This is a genomic window from Leifsonia sp. NPDC014704 (assembly GCF_043083605.1).
Lineage (GTDB): Bacteria > Actinomycetota > Actinomycetes > Actinomycetales > Microbacteriaceae > Leifsonia.
Genome location: NZ_JBIBYW010000002.1, coordinates 1,181,003 through 1,194,622, shown reverse-complemented (window position 1 = coordinate 1,194,622; position 13,620 = coordinate 1,181,003). Strand labels below are relative to the sequence as shown.

The following is a 13,620-nucleotide window of genomic DNA, read 5'->3' as shown; positions in this document are numbered from 1 at the left end:
CCTCCCTGTTCGCGCCCGTTCCATCCGAGCGCTTCACATCTTACGGTTTTGGTTGATTCTTGACGGCTCCGTTCTCGCTGTGCTTTGCTTTGTTTGCTTTGGTTTTGGTTTACGAATGGGGAGGACGGCGGATGACACGATCCGAAGGCGAACGACCGGAGGCCCCCTCGGGCTCCGTCCCCGTACCCGCGATCCTGGTCGTCGGCCCGAACCCCGCCATGGACCGTACCGAGGAACTCTTCGAGTTCCGTCCCCATGAGGTCAACCGCGCTCACCTCAGCAGCCCACGCGCCGGCGGGAAGAGCTTCATCGTCGCGCGTGCTCTGCGCCGCCTCGGGCACGACGTGAGCGCCTACGGCTTCCTCGGCGGAGCGATCGGCCGCTACCTGCGCGACGAGTGCCAGAAGCTCGGCATACGCGACCGCCATACCGAGATCAGCGATGACACCCGCATCAACACGATCCTGGTGGATGAGCGCACACGTCTCTCCACGGTCATCAACGAGCCGGGGCCGACCGTCTCCCCCGCGGAGGTGGCAGCGCTCACCTCGTCGCTCGCCGACGATCTGCGTGAGGGGGACCTGCTCGTCCTCACCGGCAGCCTGCCGCGTGGCGCCGGCGACGACTTCTACGCCTCGCTCATTGCGCTGGGCCACGCACGCGGTGCACGCACCATCGTGGATGCGGACGGCGCGGCGCTCCTCGACGCTGCCGGGGCGATCCCCTGGGCGATCAAGTGCAACGCCCAGGAGTTCACCGCCCTCGCTCCTGACGTCCCTGACGACATCACCGACGAGGGCGACCGGTCGCGGCTGGTGGCGGCGATGCAGTCGGTCGTGGACACCGGTGTCGCACTCGTCATCGTCACGCTCGGCGCTTCCGGGCTGCTCGCGGTGACGGCCACACACGTCTTCGACGTGAGCGCACCGGCCGTCGAGACGAAGAACGCCACCGGATCGGGCGACAGCTTCCTCGCCGGTTTCACCGCCTCGATCGCCGACGGCGCAGAGCTCGCCACAGCCCTGTGCGTCGGCGCGGCCGCGGCGAGCGCGAACGCCGCCGTGCTCATCCCGGACATCGGGCCGGACCCGGACCTCTCGGATCTCCTCGCTCGCACGCACGCCCGCGTCGAGCCGCTCTCGGTGCGGCTGGAGCAGACCGAGCGGCCGAAGCAGACCGAGCGGCTGGGCGCCCGTCCATGATCTTCCTCGGTGTCGACATCGGCACGACCCGTACGAAGGCGCTGACCTACGACACCGCGACGCACGAACGTCACGTCGTCGCCCGGCCGACGCCGGTCATCCCGACGCCCGATGGAGACCTGCGCGACGCCGACGAGGTCGTCCGGACGGTCGTGGACGCGCTCGGCGGCGTTCTCGCCGGACTCACGGAGCAGGAACTCGCGCGCGTCGCTGGGCTCGGGATCACCTCGCTCAGCGAGGAGGTCGTGCTGGTCCGTGCCGACGGAACGCCGTTGACGCCGATGCCGACCTGGTATCACCAGACCGCCGGACGTTCCGCTGCCCTCGAGGCCGGTCTCGACCCCTCCTTCTCCTGGGCGAAGTTGCGGTGGGCACGCGAGCACGTCGCAACGGAAGAGGTCGCGACTGTCACGACTTTGAGCGGCTACGTCGCCGAACGACTCGTCGGCGGCGACCACTACGCGGTCGACCACTCGCACGCCTCCCGCACCGGGTTCTTCGACGTGCGCGACGCCCGCTGGCTGCCCGACGTCTTCGAAGCCACCGGCTGGCACTCCTCCCTCCTGCCCCCGCTGCTGCCCACCGGTAGCGCGGTCGGAACGCTGGACGCCACGCTCGCCGGCCGTCTCGGTATCCCGGCCTCCGCATCCACCGTCCTCGCCGGTCACGACCACTTCTGCGGCGCGTACGGCATCGGCGTGCGCGGCGACGGCGAGCTCTACGTGTCGGCCGGCACCTCCGAGGCGCACTGCCTGATCGTCGACAGCCTTCCGGATGACCCGCTGCCGGCCGGGATCGGCGTCGGCCGATTCGTGGACGGCGCGCGGTTCTACCTGCACCGGCAGCTGCCCTCCGGTCACCTCTACCGGCACTGGCGGACGCTGCTCGGCCTCGCCGGCCAGTCGCCGGACGACGAGACGGCCGCTCTGGCGGAATGCCCGATCGGTTCACGGGGAGCGGTGCTCGTCCCGGGCATCGACACCGACACCCGGAGCTGGCTGCTCGGGGTGGGGACGGACGCCAACGGCCCGACCGTGCTCCGCGCGCTCTTCGAAGGGCTCGCGTGCGCGGCCTTCGACCTGGACGTCGAGCTGGCGGATGTCTCCGGTCACGAGATCACGGCCGTGACCGCGGCAGGAGTCCCGTGCGAGAGTGCCGTCTGGCGCGAGGTGCGGGCCCATCTGACTCCCGCGCCGCTCTCCATCAGCACCGAGACCGAGTCGCCGGCGCTCGGCGCCGCCGTGCTCGCCCAGCGAGCCGTGACCGGCGAGCAGGCGCCGGCTCAGCCGTCGTCGACCATCGCCGTCGAAGACCGCCTGCGCGTCGCCTACCGCGCGGTCTACGAGCGCTTCGAGCCGCTGGCCGCCTCGGTCATCCGCTGACCCGATCCACCGCCCGTCTCGCGCCTTCGAAGGGAACCACTATGCGCACGTCACTGCCCACCCGACCCCTCGGGACCACCGACCTTCACCTCACCCGTCTCGGTTTCGGCTCGCTCGCCATGGGAGGGGCCGCCTGGGTCTCCGGCCGTGGGGAGCAGAACGAGGCCGACTCCCTCGCCAGCGCACGGGCTGCCGTGGAAGCCGGCATCAACTGGATCGACACCGCCCCGGTCTACGGACGCGGCCTGGCCGAAGAGCTGGTCGGCGCGGTGCTGCGAGACTTCCCTGAAGCCGACCGACCGCTGGTCTTCACCAAGGCGGGTCTCGGCTGGGACGACGCCGACCCGCGAGGTGAGCCGACCCGCACGGGAGACCCGGCCCGCATCCGTGGGGAGGTCGACGACTCGCTCCGCCGCCTGGGCGTCGAGCGGATCGACCTCTACCAGATGCACTGGCCTCCGCTCGACGCGTACACGGTGGAGGACTACTGGCCGGTGTTCGCCGAGCTCCGCGATGCCGGGAAGGTGCGCGCGATCGGGCTGTCCAATCACAGTGTCGAGGAGTTGACCGCGGCCGAGCGCATTGCCCACGTCGACTCGATGCAACCGCCCTTCTCGGTGCTCAATCGCGAGGCGGCCGCCGACATCATCCCTGCCTCAGCGGCCAACGGGACCGGGGTCATCGCGTACGCGCCGATGGAGTCCGGCCTTCTGACCGGGGCGTTCACAGCCGAGCGCTCCGCGCGGCTGTCCGAGACGGATTGGCGCCGGAACAGCCCGGACCACACCGGGGAAGGCCTGCGACGCAATCTCCTCGTTGTGGATGCGCTGGCGGCGGTCGCTCGCGAGCGCGGCGTCTCCACGAGCGCCATCGCCGTGGCGTGGACACTCGCGTTCGACGGGGTGACGGGTGCGATCGTCGGCGCGCGGGTGCCCGCGCAGATCGACGACTGGATCGCCGCCGCGTCCCTCGACCTCGAACCCGCGGAGCTCGACTGCATCGCCGACGCCGTCGAGCGGTCGGGCGCCGGTCGCGGTCCGGTCCGAGCGGGAGCGCGGGCATGAGTCTGGTGTCACCAGCCGATCTCCTTGTCGACGGATCGACGGGGGTCGCCGCGTTCAACGTCATCCTCACCGAGCATCTGGAGGCGTTCGTCGCGGCCGCCGAGGAGCGCTCCTCCGGCTTCATCCTGCAGCTGTCGCAGAACGCCGTTCGCTACCACGGTGCGCTCGAGCCGGTCGGGTCTGCGATCCTGGGCGCTGCCCGGAACGCGTCGGTCCCGATCGCGGTACAGCTGGACCATGCCGACGATCCGGGATTGATCCGGGAGGCGGCCGCCCTCGGCTTCACGTCGGTCATGTTCGACGGGTCACGCCTCCCCTACGCCGAGAATGTGGAGCGCACCGCCTCCCTGGCGTCCGAACTGCACGAGTCGGGCATCTGGGTCGAGGCCGAGCTCGGGGAGGTCGGCGGCAAGGACGGCGTTCATTCCGCGACCGCCCGCACCGACCCGGACGAGGCCGCCGAGTTCGTCGCGCGAACAGGCGTGGACGGCCTCGCCGTGGCGGTCGGAAGCTCCCATGCGATGACCGAACAGTCCGCGATGATCGACCTCGCACTCATCCGCGCGGTGCGGAGTCGCGTGTCCGTGCCGCTGGTCCTGCACGGCTCGTCGGGCGTGTCCGATGAGCTGGTCCGTGAGGCCGTGCGCGCGGGTATGCGCAAGGTCAACGTCGGCACGCGCTTCAATGCGGTGTTCACCGAAGCGCTGCGCGGTGCACTCGCGGCCCACCCCGAGGCGATCGATCCGCGCCGCTACCTCCGCCCGGCGCGGGATGCCGTCGCGGCGGACGCCGCGCACCTGCTCGGGGTCATCGGCGGGCGGTGACGTCGCCAGGAACGTCGTTGCTAGCATCATCGCGACGAAGGAGTTGCCCATGTACACGTCGACCTTCATCTTCGAAGCGAAGCCCTGCGACGACGACTTCCACCGGCTGAACGACGAGATCGCGGAGCGCGCCCGCGCCATCCCCGGCTTCCTCGGCGAGGAGGCGTGGGGCAACGAGGATACCGGCCTGCACGCGGAGGTCTACTACTGGGAGACGCGCGAGGCGCTGCAGCAGCTCATCGGCATGGACACGCACCGCGAGGCCAAGCGGCTGCACGACCGGTGGATCGGCGCCTACCGGATCGTCATCGCGGAGGTCGTCGGCACCTACGGTCAGCCCGGCCTGGGTCTGGAGCATGTCCCGGCGGGGAGCCGGGACAGCACGTCCGCGCGATAACGGCGCCGAGACGCTCGCTCGTGGCGTCCGGGCTGAGGATGCCCGCAAACCGCGGGTGTCCGGCGACACGCGCGCGGCGCTAGCATGCGGCCACCGGGAGCGCGGGAGGTGCGGCCATGGCAGGACGCTGGGGTGCGGTGACGGTGCTGGGGGCCGCGCAGTTCGTCATGGTGCTCGACAGCACGGTCATGAACGTGTCCATCTCGACCGTCGTGGCGGACCTCGACACGACCATCGCCGCCATGCAGACGGCGATCACCTTCTACACGCTGACGATGGCGGCGTTCATGCTGCTCGGCGCGAAGCTCGGGGATGTGTGGGGCCGCAAGCGCGCCCTCATCATCGGGTCCATCGTCTACGCGATCGGGTCGCTGACGACAGCGCTCAGCCCGAACATCGTCGTGCTTTTCTTCGGCTGGTCCATCGTCGAAGGGCTCGGCGCCGTGCTGGTCATCCCGGCGATCGCAGCCCTCATCGCCGACAACTACCAGGGGCACGCCCGGGTCACCGCCTTCGCCGTCATCGGGGCGTCGTCGGGGGCGGCCGTGGCGGCGGGTCCGCTCATCGGCGGCTTCCTGACCACCTACGCGAGCTGGCGGTACGTCTTCGCCGGCGAGGTCGTCATCATGGCGGTCGTCCTGGTGTTCAGCTTCCTCGTCGGCGACCATGGGACGCGCTCGCGCATCCGCATCGACATCCTCTCGGTCCTGCTCTCCGCCGCCGGTCTGGTGCTCATCGTCTACGCCCTGCTGCAGACCAAGAGCTGGGGCTGGATCCTCGCCGGCGCCGGAGCCCCGTACACGCTGCTGGGATTGTCTCCGGTGCCCTATCTGGTGGCGGCAGGCTGCGTCCTGCTGTGGCTGTTCTTCGTCCGGCAGCGGCGGCTCGTCGCCAGCGGCCGGCCCCCGCTGCTCGACGTCTCGCTTCTGCGGATCTCGCAGCTGCGAGCGGGAGTCGGCAGTCTCGCGATCCAGTACACCGTGACGGCCGGGCTGTTCTTCATCGTCCCGATCTACCTGCAGCTGACGCTGGGGCTGGATGCGCTGGAGACGGGCATCCGCGTCTTCCCGCTCTCGATCTCCCTCGTCCTGTTCTCCGTCCTCGGCACCATGTTCTCGAAACGGTTCTCCCCGCGCCTGATCGCGCGGATCGGCCAGCTGACGCTGGTGGTGGCCAGTCTCATCCTGCTCGGCTCGGTGGATGTGGAACTCAACAACTGGCTGTTCGCCACCGGGATGTTCATCGCCGGGGCCGCGCTCGGTCTGCTGGCCTCCCAGCTCGGGAACGTGACGATGTCGGCGGTCGGGCCCACCCAGCTGAGCGAGGCCGGCGGCATCCAGGGCGTCTTCCAGAACCTGGGATCGTCGCTCGGCACAGCGCTGATCGGCTCGGTGATGATCGCGTCGCTCTCGAGCGTGTTCGCCGGGGCGGTGGCCGAAAGCACACTGCCCGACGACGTCAAGAGCACGGTGCAAGAGCGCACCCAGGAGGGCATCACCCCGGTCGCCGTCGCGGACGTGCCGAAGATCGCGACGGACGCCGGACTCGGCGACGATGACGCGAAAGCTCTGGCCGGACTGTACGAGACGTCGCAGCTGCGGTCGCTGGAGCTGTCGTTCGCGGCGCTGGCCCTGGTGTCGTGCGGCGCGCTGTTCTTCTCGCGCAACCTGCCCCGCGAGATCGTCGGAGGGTCCGCGGACCCCGTGCCGGCGCGGCCGGAACGTTCGGAGCGGTCGGAACGGCGGTCGGCGCGCCGCGCGTGAGACCGCGCGGCGACCGCACTACGGCAGGACGATGTTGAAGCCCGGGTCCCCACGCTGCAGCACCGCCGTCAACTGCTGCAGCACACCGGCGTCGCCCTCCACCGACATGCTCGCCGGCGACGGATCCCCGCCCAGCAGCGCCAGGAAGTCCGGCTTGGTGATCGTGAGACGCAGCGGCACGTCGCCCGGCGCGCGGCGTTCGACGTGGATGAGCACGCCGTTCGTCAGAGTCAGGTGGAAGGTGCGGCCGAGGTCACTGAAGACGACCTCGAGGGAGAGGTCCAGCTCCCACGCGTTCGGGCCGTCGACGGTGATGGCGATGGAGTCGAAGATCTGCTCCGGCGTCAGCTCGGCGAGCACCGCCGGGGCGTTCGCGGCAGTCGGCGTGCCGAAGTTGCCCTCGCGCAGTTCGGTCGCCCCCGAGAGGAAGAAGTTGCGCCAGGTGGCGTTCTCCGAACCGTAGGCGAGCTGCTCGAGCGTGTCCGCGTAGAGGGACTTCGCGGGCGCGCTGTCCGGCTCGGTGAACACGGCATGGTCGAGCAGGGTCGCCGCCCAGCGGAAATCACCGTCGTCATAGGCGGCCTGCGCCAGCTCGACGACGCGCTCGACGCCGCCGAGCGCCCTCACGTACCGCTCGGCGAGCGCCTGCGGAGGATGCGGCCAGAGTCGCGCCGGATTGCCGTCGAACCAGCCGAGGTAGCGCTGCGCGATCGCCTTGACGTTGTGCGAGACGGACCCGTAATAACCGCGCGTGCTCCACTCCCGCTCCAGGGCGGGCGGCAGCGTCAGCTCCTCGGCGATCTCCGTGCCGGTCAGTCCCCGGTTCAGTAGCCGGAGGGTCTGGTCGTGCAGGTACCCGTAGAGGTCGCGCTGGATGCGCAGGAAGGCGACCAGCTCCTCCCGCCCCCAGGTGGGCCAGTGGTGGGAGGTGAACAGCACGTCGGCGCGGTCGCCGTAGCGTTCGATCGCCTCGGTGAGGTACTCCGACCACACGTGCGGGTCGCGCACGAGGGCACCGCGGAGGGTCAGCAGGTTGTGGAGGTTGTGGGTCGCGTTCTCGGCCATGCACAGCGCGTTGTAGCGCGGGATGAAGAAGTGCATCTCCGCCGGCGCCTCAGTGTTCGGGGCCAGCTGGAACTCGAACTCCACCCCGTCGAAGGTGAGCCTTTCGCCGGTCTCGGCGACATCGATCGTCGGCACGAGCAGAGTCGTCTCCCCCGTCGACAGGGTCAGGCCGAGGCCCGCCCCGACCTGCCCGGACGGACCGCGGTCGAGGGCTGCGCCGTACATGTAGCCGGCCCTCCGCGCCATCGCCGTGCCCGCGTAGACGTTCTCCGAGATGGAGTGCTCGATGAACCCAGCAGGGGCGACGATCTCGACGCGGCCGTCCTCCACCTCCTCCCCGCTGACGATGCCGAGCACCCCGCCGAAGTGGTCCAGGTGGCTGTGGGTGAAGATCACCGCGACGATCGGGCGGTCGCCGCGGTGTCGCCGGTAGAGGCCGAGTGCGGCGGCGGCGGTCTCCTTCGTGAGCAGCGGATCGACGACGATGACGCCGGAGTCCCCCTCGATGAACGACATCACCGACAGGTCCAGCCCGCGCACCTGGTACAGACCCTCTGTCACCTCGAACAGGCCGTTCTTCAGCACGAGCTTCCCCTGACGCCAGAGGCTCGGGTGGACCGTGAGCGGAGCATCCCCGTCGAGGAAGCCGAAGGTGGAGGTGTCCCAGACCACCGTGCCGGACGCGTCGCGGATGGCGGGATCGTCCAGGGTGCCGAGGAAGCCGCGTTCTGCTGCCGCGAAGTCCGCGTCGTCGGAGAACGGGAGCGCTGCGTTCGCTGCCCGGTGGGCCTCTCGGATGGACGGAGCCGGATCGTTCTGCTGCATGCTGCATCCCCTCGTCGCGGTGGTGTCGGGCAGATCATCCACCGGGGCGATGGTCCGCGGCTAGACGCGACTGCGAGCGCCGGCTGCGGGCGCGCGGTCTACACGGGCGGAGCACCCGGCTCGACGATCGCGCGCTCCAGGCGACGGACGACCTCCAGATAGTCGGCGGTCCAGATGATGCGGACGGCCGTCGCGGCGCCGGCCGTCGAATGGTCGAGCTCACCCAGCACAGCGGAGGCCAGAGAGCGGTCGGCGACGGGATCCGGTGGCGCCGGCGTCGGCAGGTCGGCGCGGGACTCGAGGGCCGACGCCAGAGCGCGGTACCAGTCCTCCAGGCGGTCGACCTGCCCGTCGAGGGTCGCGTGTGCGGCGGCAGCACTGGGAGCAGCCGACGGTTCGGAGGACTGACCGCGCCACAGTTCCAGGATCGCGTCGGCCGCGAGCCGGATGCCCGCGACGCCGGTGACGGTCGCCGACACCTCCGCGAGGGGACGGGGCTTGGCACCCCGCTCCGTCAGGTACGTGCGGAAGGCGTCGTCCAGCCGACGGGATGCCGCCGCAGCTCTGAGCGACTGCTGCCGCGGCTCGGCGCCACGCGGGGTCGCCGGGTCGCAGCGCGCCAGTCCGAACTCGACGGCGGCACGGAGGTAGTCGATGCCGGCCAGATACGCATCCCCGACAGCCGTCCGCAGTGAGGCGGAGGCACCGCGCGGCCAGAACAGGGCGCCGACGATGAGGCTGACCGCACAGCCGAGGGCGATGTCCTCGATGCGGATCAGGCCCACGGTCCATCCCGTCGGCGCGATGACGTTGAACAGCAGGACGAGGACGACCGTGAACGCGGCCTGACCGGCGGCGAACGAGATCGCCGCGGGCGCGATCCCCGCGATGAGGATGGCGACGGGGAGCACCAGCCACAGCGCGACCGGGTTCCCGCCGATGACGAACAGCGCGGCCGCGCCGACGATCACGCCGACGACCGTGCCGAGCACACCCCGGAGCGCCGTCTGCCCGGTGTTGAGCGCGCTCGAACGCAGGACGGACATCGTTCCGAGCACGACCCAGAACGAGTGCTGGACGCCGGTTGCCTTGGCGAGCAGCACGGCGAGGCCGAGTCCGATCGCACCGCGGATGCTGTTGCGCAACCAGACAGAGTTCCAGCCGACGAACCCCGACGCCCGCTCCGTCGCCGCCGCCAGCGGACCGCTCAGATCACCCGGCTGCCGACCCAGCATCCGCTGCCACCAGGTGCGACGCTCCGCCCGTGCTGTCAGGGCGATGTTGCCCGCCACGGTCTCGACGGCGTAGGCGAGCTCCTGGGCTCGGAACCCGGGGTCGAGGGCGGCCACGAATCGCTCGGCCTGCTCATCGGAGGCGGGAGTGCGCCCTACGGGAGAGACGGCGAGCGTCGTCTGCTCAACGGCCGCCCGTTCGAGCGCGAGGCGGTCGAGCGCCGACTCCAGTGCTGCGGGATCCGCGGCGTGCTGAGCGAGAACGAGGGCGCCCTCCTCGAGCACATCGGCCGCCGCCGCTCCCAGCCGCGCTGCCGCGGCCGTCGCCGAGCGCGGACCTGCAGCATCCACCCCGTCGGGCGGTGCGGCCCGATGGCGGACCATCTGGCCGATCACCGCATTCAGCCAGTTCAGCTCGTCGACCAGCCGGACGACGGTCCGCGCCGGCGCGCTCAGGCCGGTCGGGCGGTACGGGGTGGCCAGGAAGACGCTCTGCAGTGTGCCGACCGCGGTATCCCCCGCAGCGGCCGTGCGCTCGCGCAGGGCCGCGATCTCGGCGGCATCCCCCATCATCGGGAGCTCGGCCCGGATGCGGGCGGCGAGCGCGCGGGAGGCCTCGACGGCGGGAAGACGCAGCGGCTCGCGGGCCGGCGCCGGCCAGAGAAGGGTGATGGCGATGAGTCCGACGACCGCGGCGATCCCCCACCCGAGTAAGCGCGGGCCGATGTCGGCGACGGTTCCCGGCAGGGTGACCGGCAGCACGAAGGCGAGGAGCAGGGAGGTGCCGGCCGACGCGATGACGGAACTCACCGAACCCGCGAACAGCACGACGAGGGCGACCACGGCCATCGCGAGGGAGGACAGCCAGATCGGGGACGACGCGAGCGTGCCCAGGCAGACGAGCACCGCTCCCGTGATGGCGAGAGCCGCGTGCGCCTGCACCCGCTCACGCAGCGGGCCGCCGAAGTCGACGAAGAGCAGCATGGCGAAGGCGCCGAACGCGCCGAAGAGCGCGACCTCGGGATTGCCGATGACCCGGCTGCCGAGGAGGAACAGCAGAGGCACCGCGATGGCCGCGCGGGCCGCACGACGCAGCGCACTGAAGCCCGGATCGTGGCGTCGGAGCCAGGACGTCACCCGCACGCGGCCTCCTCCCTCGGCCACACCCTACTCGGCACCTCTCGCCGTCGCCCACCCCTCTCCGCCCACGTCGAGTCCGCAAACTCTGCACGCGGTGCGCGGGGGACCGTGCAAAGTTTGCGGACTCGATGGTGGGGGTGGGAGTGGAGATGGGGAGCCGCGGGGCGGGGGCGGGCTACTCGGCGTCGACGGCGCTCGTGTGGTGGGGCGCTCCGACGGGCTTCGACTCGGAGGAGCCGCGCTGCCGGAGGTAGATCGAGAACGCGACCATGCTCCCGACCGCCAGGAACTCGGACTGCCAGTTCTGCAGCGTCCTGTTCCAGAAGTCCGCCGAGACCAGGTATTGCACCCAGCTCACCATCGCCTCGTGGTGCTCCACCTGCTCGGCGTTGTAGACGACCTGGCCCGCCAGCGACTGGAGCAGCCACGACAGCAGGAAGATCGCCCCCATCACGATCAGGAGCGAGTTGGAGTACAGCGCGCTGCGCCATCCCCCCGCCTTCGCCCAGCTCGGCGAGTCGGGCCGCGCGTGCCGGCCGACCAGCTGCTCCTCATCCGTTCCGAGACCTTCGTCGCCGGGCTTCTTCGACTCGGGCGACCCCTTCTGGACGAGCCAGATCGTCGCCAGGATCAGCAGGAAGAACTGCAGGTACTCCGACTGCCAGTTCTCGGCGACGTCCACGACGAAGTCGGACGAGGTGACGAATGCGAGCCAGGACTCCGTGCTGCCGCCATGCGAGAGCTGATCCTGGTTGAACTGGAACAGCCCCGCGACGGACTGCCCGATCAGGGCGGCGAGGAAGAGCGCGGCGAACGCGATGCTGAGGCCGTGCTCGCGAAGTCTCATCCCGTTACCGTCCCGAGATGACGACGGCGAACATGAGCGCCAGACCGACGATGATTCCCACGAGCCAACCAGTGAACACGACTTTCATGCGCTGAACCGTACGCCCGGGGTCCGGCGGGAGTGAACGGGGTGCCGAAGAGACGGAAGTGTGCTAGAAAGGGCAACCGGGAGGTTGCCTATTATGGTGGATATCGAGCGCAGCATCCTCATCCGCGCGGCGCAGGAGCGGGTGTGGGCTGCCATCGTCGACTCCAAGGAGTTCGGGGCGTGGTTCGGCGCGGAGTTCGACGGACCGTTCGAGGTGGGCCGGACGACGACCGGGCGGATCGTCCCCACGACGGTCGACGCCGAGGTCGCCGCCGCGCAGGAGCCGCACCGCGGATCCCCGATCGCGGCCGAGGTCATCGCGATCGAGCCGCCGACGCGGTTCGCCTTCCGCTGGCAGCCGGCGCCCGGCTCCGACGTGCTGACGACCGTCGAGTTCCGCCTGGCGACCGAGGGTGACGGCGTCCGCGTCACCATCACGGAAGACGGATTCGGGGCACTGCCCGAGGACATCCGCGATCAGGCCCGCGAGAGCAACGACGGCGGCTGGGAGGCGCAGACCCGTCTCCTCAGCGCTTATCTCGAGCGCACGTCCCTGGAACGCCCGTGACCGCGACACTCGAGGCGGCAGCGCCGGTGTTCGCGGCCCTCGGCGACCCCACCCGGCTGGGGCTGGTGCTCGCCCTCGGCGAGACGGGCCCGCGGACGGCCGCGCGGCTCGCATCCGAACGCCCGGTGACGCGGCAGGCGGTCGAGAAGCACCTCGGGGTGCTCGACGCGGCAGGGCTGGTGCACAGCGAGCGGCACGGGCGGGAGCGGCTCTGGCGGGTCGACCCGGCGGCCCTCGCGTCGGCCGGCGAGTTGCTGCGGCAGGCATCGTCACGGTGGGATGCGGCGCTCGAGCGGCTGCGCATCCACGTCGAGGGATGACCCCGGCGGATCACTTGCGGTCGAGCACGCCGATCTGCGTCCCGGCCTCGTCGTAGACGTTCAGGGTGTCGCCGTCAGAGCGCGCGCTCGCGGCCTTCGACAGCCACGGATCGACATCGGCGCACGCTTTCTGCGTCGCGGCCAGCGCGCCGAACGTGATCGACCCCTTCGACTCGCTCCAGGTCCCCGTCAGCGAATTGCAACCGTCGTCGCCGCTGAGCTGGCCGCCGTCCTTCAGGTCGAGGCTGGTGCCGGCGGGATGGTCGGACGTCCACGTCCCGGTGTAGTCGGAGGCGCTCGACGATGCACAGCCCGCCAGGGCGGCGAGCGCCAGCAGGAGCGCCGACGCGCCCGCGATGGCGCGTCCGGCGACGGCGCGTCCAGAACTGGGGCGGAGTCGATGCGCGGGATTCACGGCGCCAGTATGAGCACGGCCGCCGCGCGTCGGCTAGGCAGTAACCGCCGGAGCGTCAGGAGGCCAGTGCGACCTGACGGAAGCGGATGACGGACGAGTCGGCCCCGCGGCCGGCGCGGTCGTAGGCGGCGCGGATCGGGTTCACCGTCCGCCCGTTCGGGAGCACCACCGCAAGCCCGGCGTCCTCCGGTACTCCGCGCCGTGGCGCCGCGCTGCTCCACCGTCCGCCGTCGGTCCGCACCAGGATCTCACCGATCAGGCAGCCCAGGCTCTGCAAGGTGAACTCGTCGCCCACGAAACCATCGTCGGTGCGCAGGTCGGTGAACAGCCGCTCGACGTAGACGAGGTCCTCCGGGACATACGTGACGGTGTGACCGTAGATGTCACGGATGCCGCCCGCCATCGCGCCCGCGAGCAACGAGCCGACGGCGGGGTCTGGCCGCCGCCGGCGCATCGCTTCACGAGGGAACCGGAACATGCCGCCCACGG

General features: G+C 70.7%; 13 protein-coding genes. 8 read left to right on the top strand and 5 right to left on the bottom strand.

Annotation, left to right across the window (positions count from 1 at the left end):
- Window positions 1-131 precede the first annotated feature (131 nt).
- From ACF1AJ_RS17250 to ACF1AJ_RS17225, 6 genes are all read left to right on the top strand, one after another.
- Entirely contained in the window at window positions 132-1,202 is a 1,071-nt protein-coding gene (locus ACF1AJ_RS17250; protein ID WP_391508463.1) for a 1-phosphofructokinase family hexose kinase, read from the top strand.
- Window positions 1,199-2,584 (top strand): L-fuculokinase, encoded by a 1,386-nt coding sequence (locus ACF1AJ_RS17245; protein ID WP_391508462.1) that lies wholly within the window; start codon window positions 1,199-1,201, stop codon window positions 2,582-2,584. The genes ACF1AJ_RS17250 and ACF1AJ_RS17245 overlap by 4 nt, the downstream gene beginning before the upstream one ends.
- Window positions 2,585-2,625: 41 nt before the next feature.
- Window positions 2,626-3,648: an aldo/keto reductase gene (locus tag ACF1AJ_RS17240; protein ID WP_391508461.1), complete on the top strand. Its 1,023-nt coding sequence runs from the start codon at window positions 2,626-2,628 to the stop codon at window positions 3,646-3,648.
- Window positions 3,645-4,472: a class II fructose-bisphosphate aldolase gene (locus ACF1AJ_RS17235; RefSeq protein WP_391508460.1), complete on the top strand. Its 828-nt coding sequence runs from the start codon at window positions 3,645-3,647 to the stop codon at window positions 4,470-4,472. Before ACF1AJ_RS17240 ends, ACF1AJ_RS17235 begins: the two co-directional genes overlap by 4 nt.
- Window positions 4,473-4,521: 49 nt before the next feature.
- On the top strand, window positions 4,522-4,869 hold the full coding sequence (locus tag ACF1AJ_RS17230; protein ID WP_391508459.1) for an antibiotic biosynthesis monooxygenase family protein: 348 nt from the start codon (window positions 4,522-4,524) through the stop codon (window positions 4,867-4,869).
- 116 nt (window positions 4,870-4,985) lie between these two features.
- Window positions 4,986-6,632: an MFS transporter gene (locus ACF1AJ_RS17225; RefSeq protein WP_391508458.1), complete on the top strand. Its 1,647-nt coding sequence runs from the start codon at window positions 4,986-4,988 to the stop codon at window positions 6,630-6,632.
- 18 nt (window positions 6,633-6,650) lie between these two features.
- On the opposite strand, the gene ACF1AJ_RS17220 is transcribed toward ACF1AJ_RS17225, so the two are convergent.
- The 3 genes from ACF1AJ_RS17220 to ACF1AJ_RS17210 all read right to left on the bottom strand — a co-directional run bounded on the left by ACF1AJ_RS17220 (window position 6,651) and on the right by ACF1AJ_RS17210 (window position 11,741).
- Window positions 6,651-8,564, bottom strand: a complete 1,914-nt coding sequence (locus ACF1AJ_RS17220) for an alkyl/aryl-sulfatase (protein ID WP_391508457.1) — start codon at window positions 8,562-8,564, stop codon at window positions 6,651-6,653.
- A 56-nt stretch (window positions 8,565-8,620) separates the two neighbouring features.
- Window positions 8,621-10,891, bottom strand: a complete 2,271-nt coding sequence (locus ACF1AJ_RS17215) for an FUSC family protein (protein ID WP_391508456.1) — start codon at window positions 10,889-10,891, stop codon at window positions 8,621-8,623.
- A 178-nt stretch (window positions 10,892-11,069) separates the two neighbouring features.
- Window positions 11,070-11,741 carry a DUF6766 family protein gene (locus ACF1AJ_RS17210; RefSeq protein ID WP_391508455.1) on the bottom strand — a complete coding sequence of 224 codons (672 nt, stop codon included), beginning with the start codon at window positions 11,739-11,741 and terminating at the stop codon, window positions 11,070-11,072.
- Between the two features lie 181 nt (window positions 11,742-11,922).
- Between ACF1AJ_RS17210 and ACF1AJ_RS17205 the strand changes: the two genes are divergently transcribed.
- Window positions 11,923-12,396, top strand: coding sequence for an SRPBCC domain-containing protein (locus tag ACF1AJ_RS17205; RefSeq protein ID WP_391508454.1), 474 nt, complete (start codon window positions 11,923-11,925; stop codon window positions 12,394-12,396).
- The gene (locus ACF1AJ_RS17200; protein WP_391508453.1) at window positions 12,393-12,716 is read left to right on the top strand and encodes an ArsR/SmtB family transcription factor; all 324 of its coding nucleotides are present in this window, start codon (window positions 12,393-12,395) and stop codon (window positions 12,714-12,716) included. Before ACF1AJ_RS17205 ends, ACF1AJ_RS17200 begins: the two co-directional genes overlap by 4 nt.
- Window positions 12,717-12,726: 10 nt before the next feature.
- Here the strand turns inward: ACF1AJ_RS17200 and ACF1AJ_RS17195 are convergent, their stop codons facing one another.
- Window positions 12,727-13,131, bottom strand: coding sequence for an META domain-containing protein (locus ACF1AJ_RS17195; RefSeq protein ID WP_391508452.1), 405 nt, complete (start codon window positions 13,129-13,131; stop codon window positions 12,727-12,729).
- 55 nt (window positions 13,132-13,186) lie between these two features.
- A complete protein-coding gene (locus tag ACF1AJ_RS17190; protein ID WP_391508451.1) occupies window positions 13,187-13,609 on the bottom strand; it encodes a hypothetical protein in 423 nt (140 codons plus the stop codon).
- Window positions 13,610-13,620: the final 11 nt, after the last annotated feature.

Excerpts from the sequence above, each read along its gene's own strand:
- ACF1AJ_RS17250 (WP_391508463.1), top strand. The coding sequence starts at position 132 with ATGACACGATCCGAAGGCGAACGACCGGAGGCCCCCTCGGGCTCCGTC.
- ACF1AJ_RS17245 (WP_391508462.1), top strand. The coding sequence starts at position 1,199 with ATGATCTTCCTCGGTGTCGACATCGGCACGACCCGTACGAAGGCGCTG.
- ACF1AJ_RS17240 (WP_391508461.1), top strand. The coding sequence starts at position 2,626 with ATGCGCACGTCACTGCCCACCCGACCCCTCGGGACCACCGACCTTCAC.
- ACF1AJ_RS17235 (WP_391508460.1), top strand. The coding sequence starts at position 3,645 with ATGAGTCTGGTGTCACCAGCCGATCTCCTTGTCGACGGATCGACGGGG.
- ACF1AJ_RS17230 (WP_391508459.1), top strand. The coding sequence starts at position 4,522 with ATGTACACGTCGACCTTCATCTTCGAAGCGAAGCCCTGCGACGACGAC.
- ACF1AJ_RS17225 (WP_391508458.1), top strand. The coding sequence starts at position 4,986 with ATGGCAGGACGCTGGGGTGCGGTGACGGTGCTGGGGGCCGCGCAGTTC.
- ACF1AJ_RS17210 (WP_391508455.1), bottom strand. The coding sequence starts at position 11,741 with ATGAGACTTCGCGAGCACGGCCTCAGCATCGCGTTCGCCGCGCTCTTC.
- ACF1AJ_RS17205 (WP_391508454.1), top strand. The coding sequence starts at position 11,923 with ATGGTGGATATCGAGCGCAGCATCCTCATCCGCGCGGCGCAGGAGCGG.
- ACF1AJ_RS17190 (WP_391508451.1), bottom strand. The coding sequence starts at position 13,609 with ATGTTCCGGTTCCCTCGTGAAGCGATGCGCCGGCGGCGGCCAGACCCC.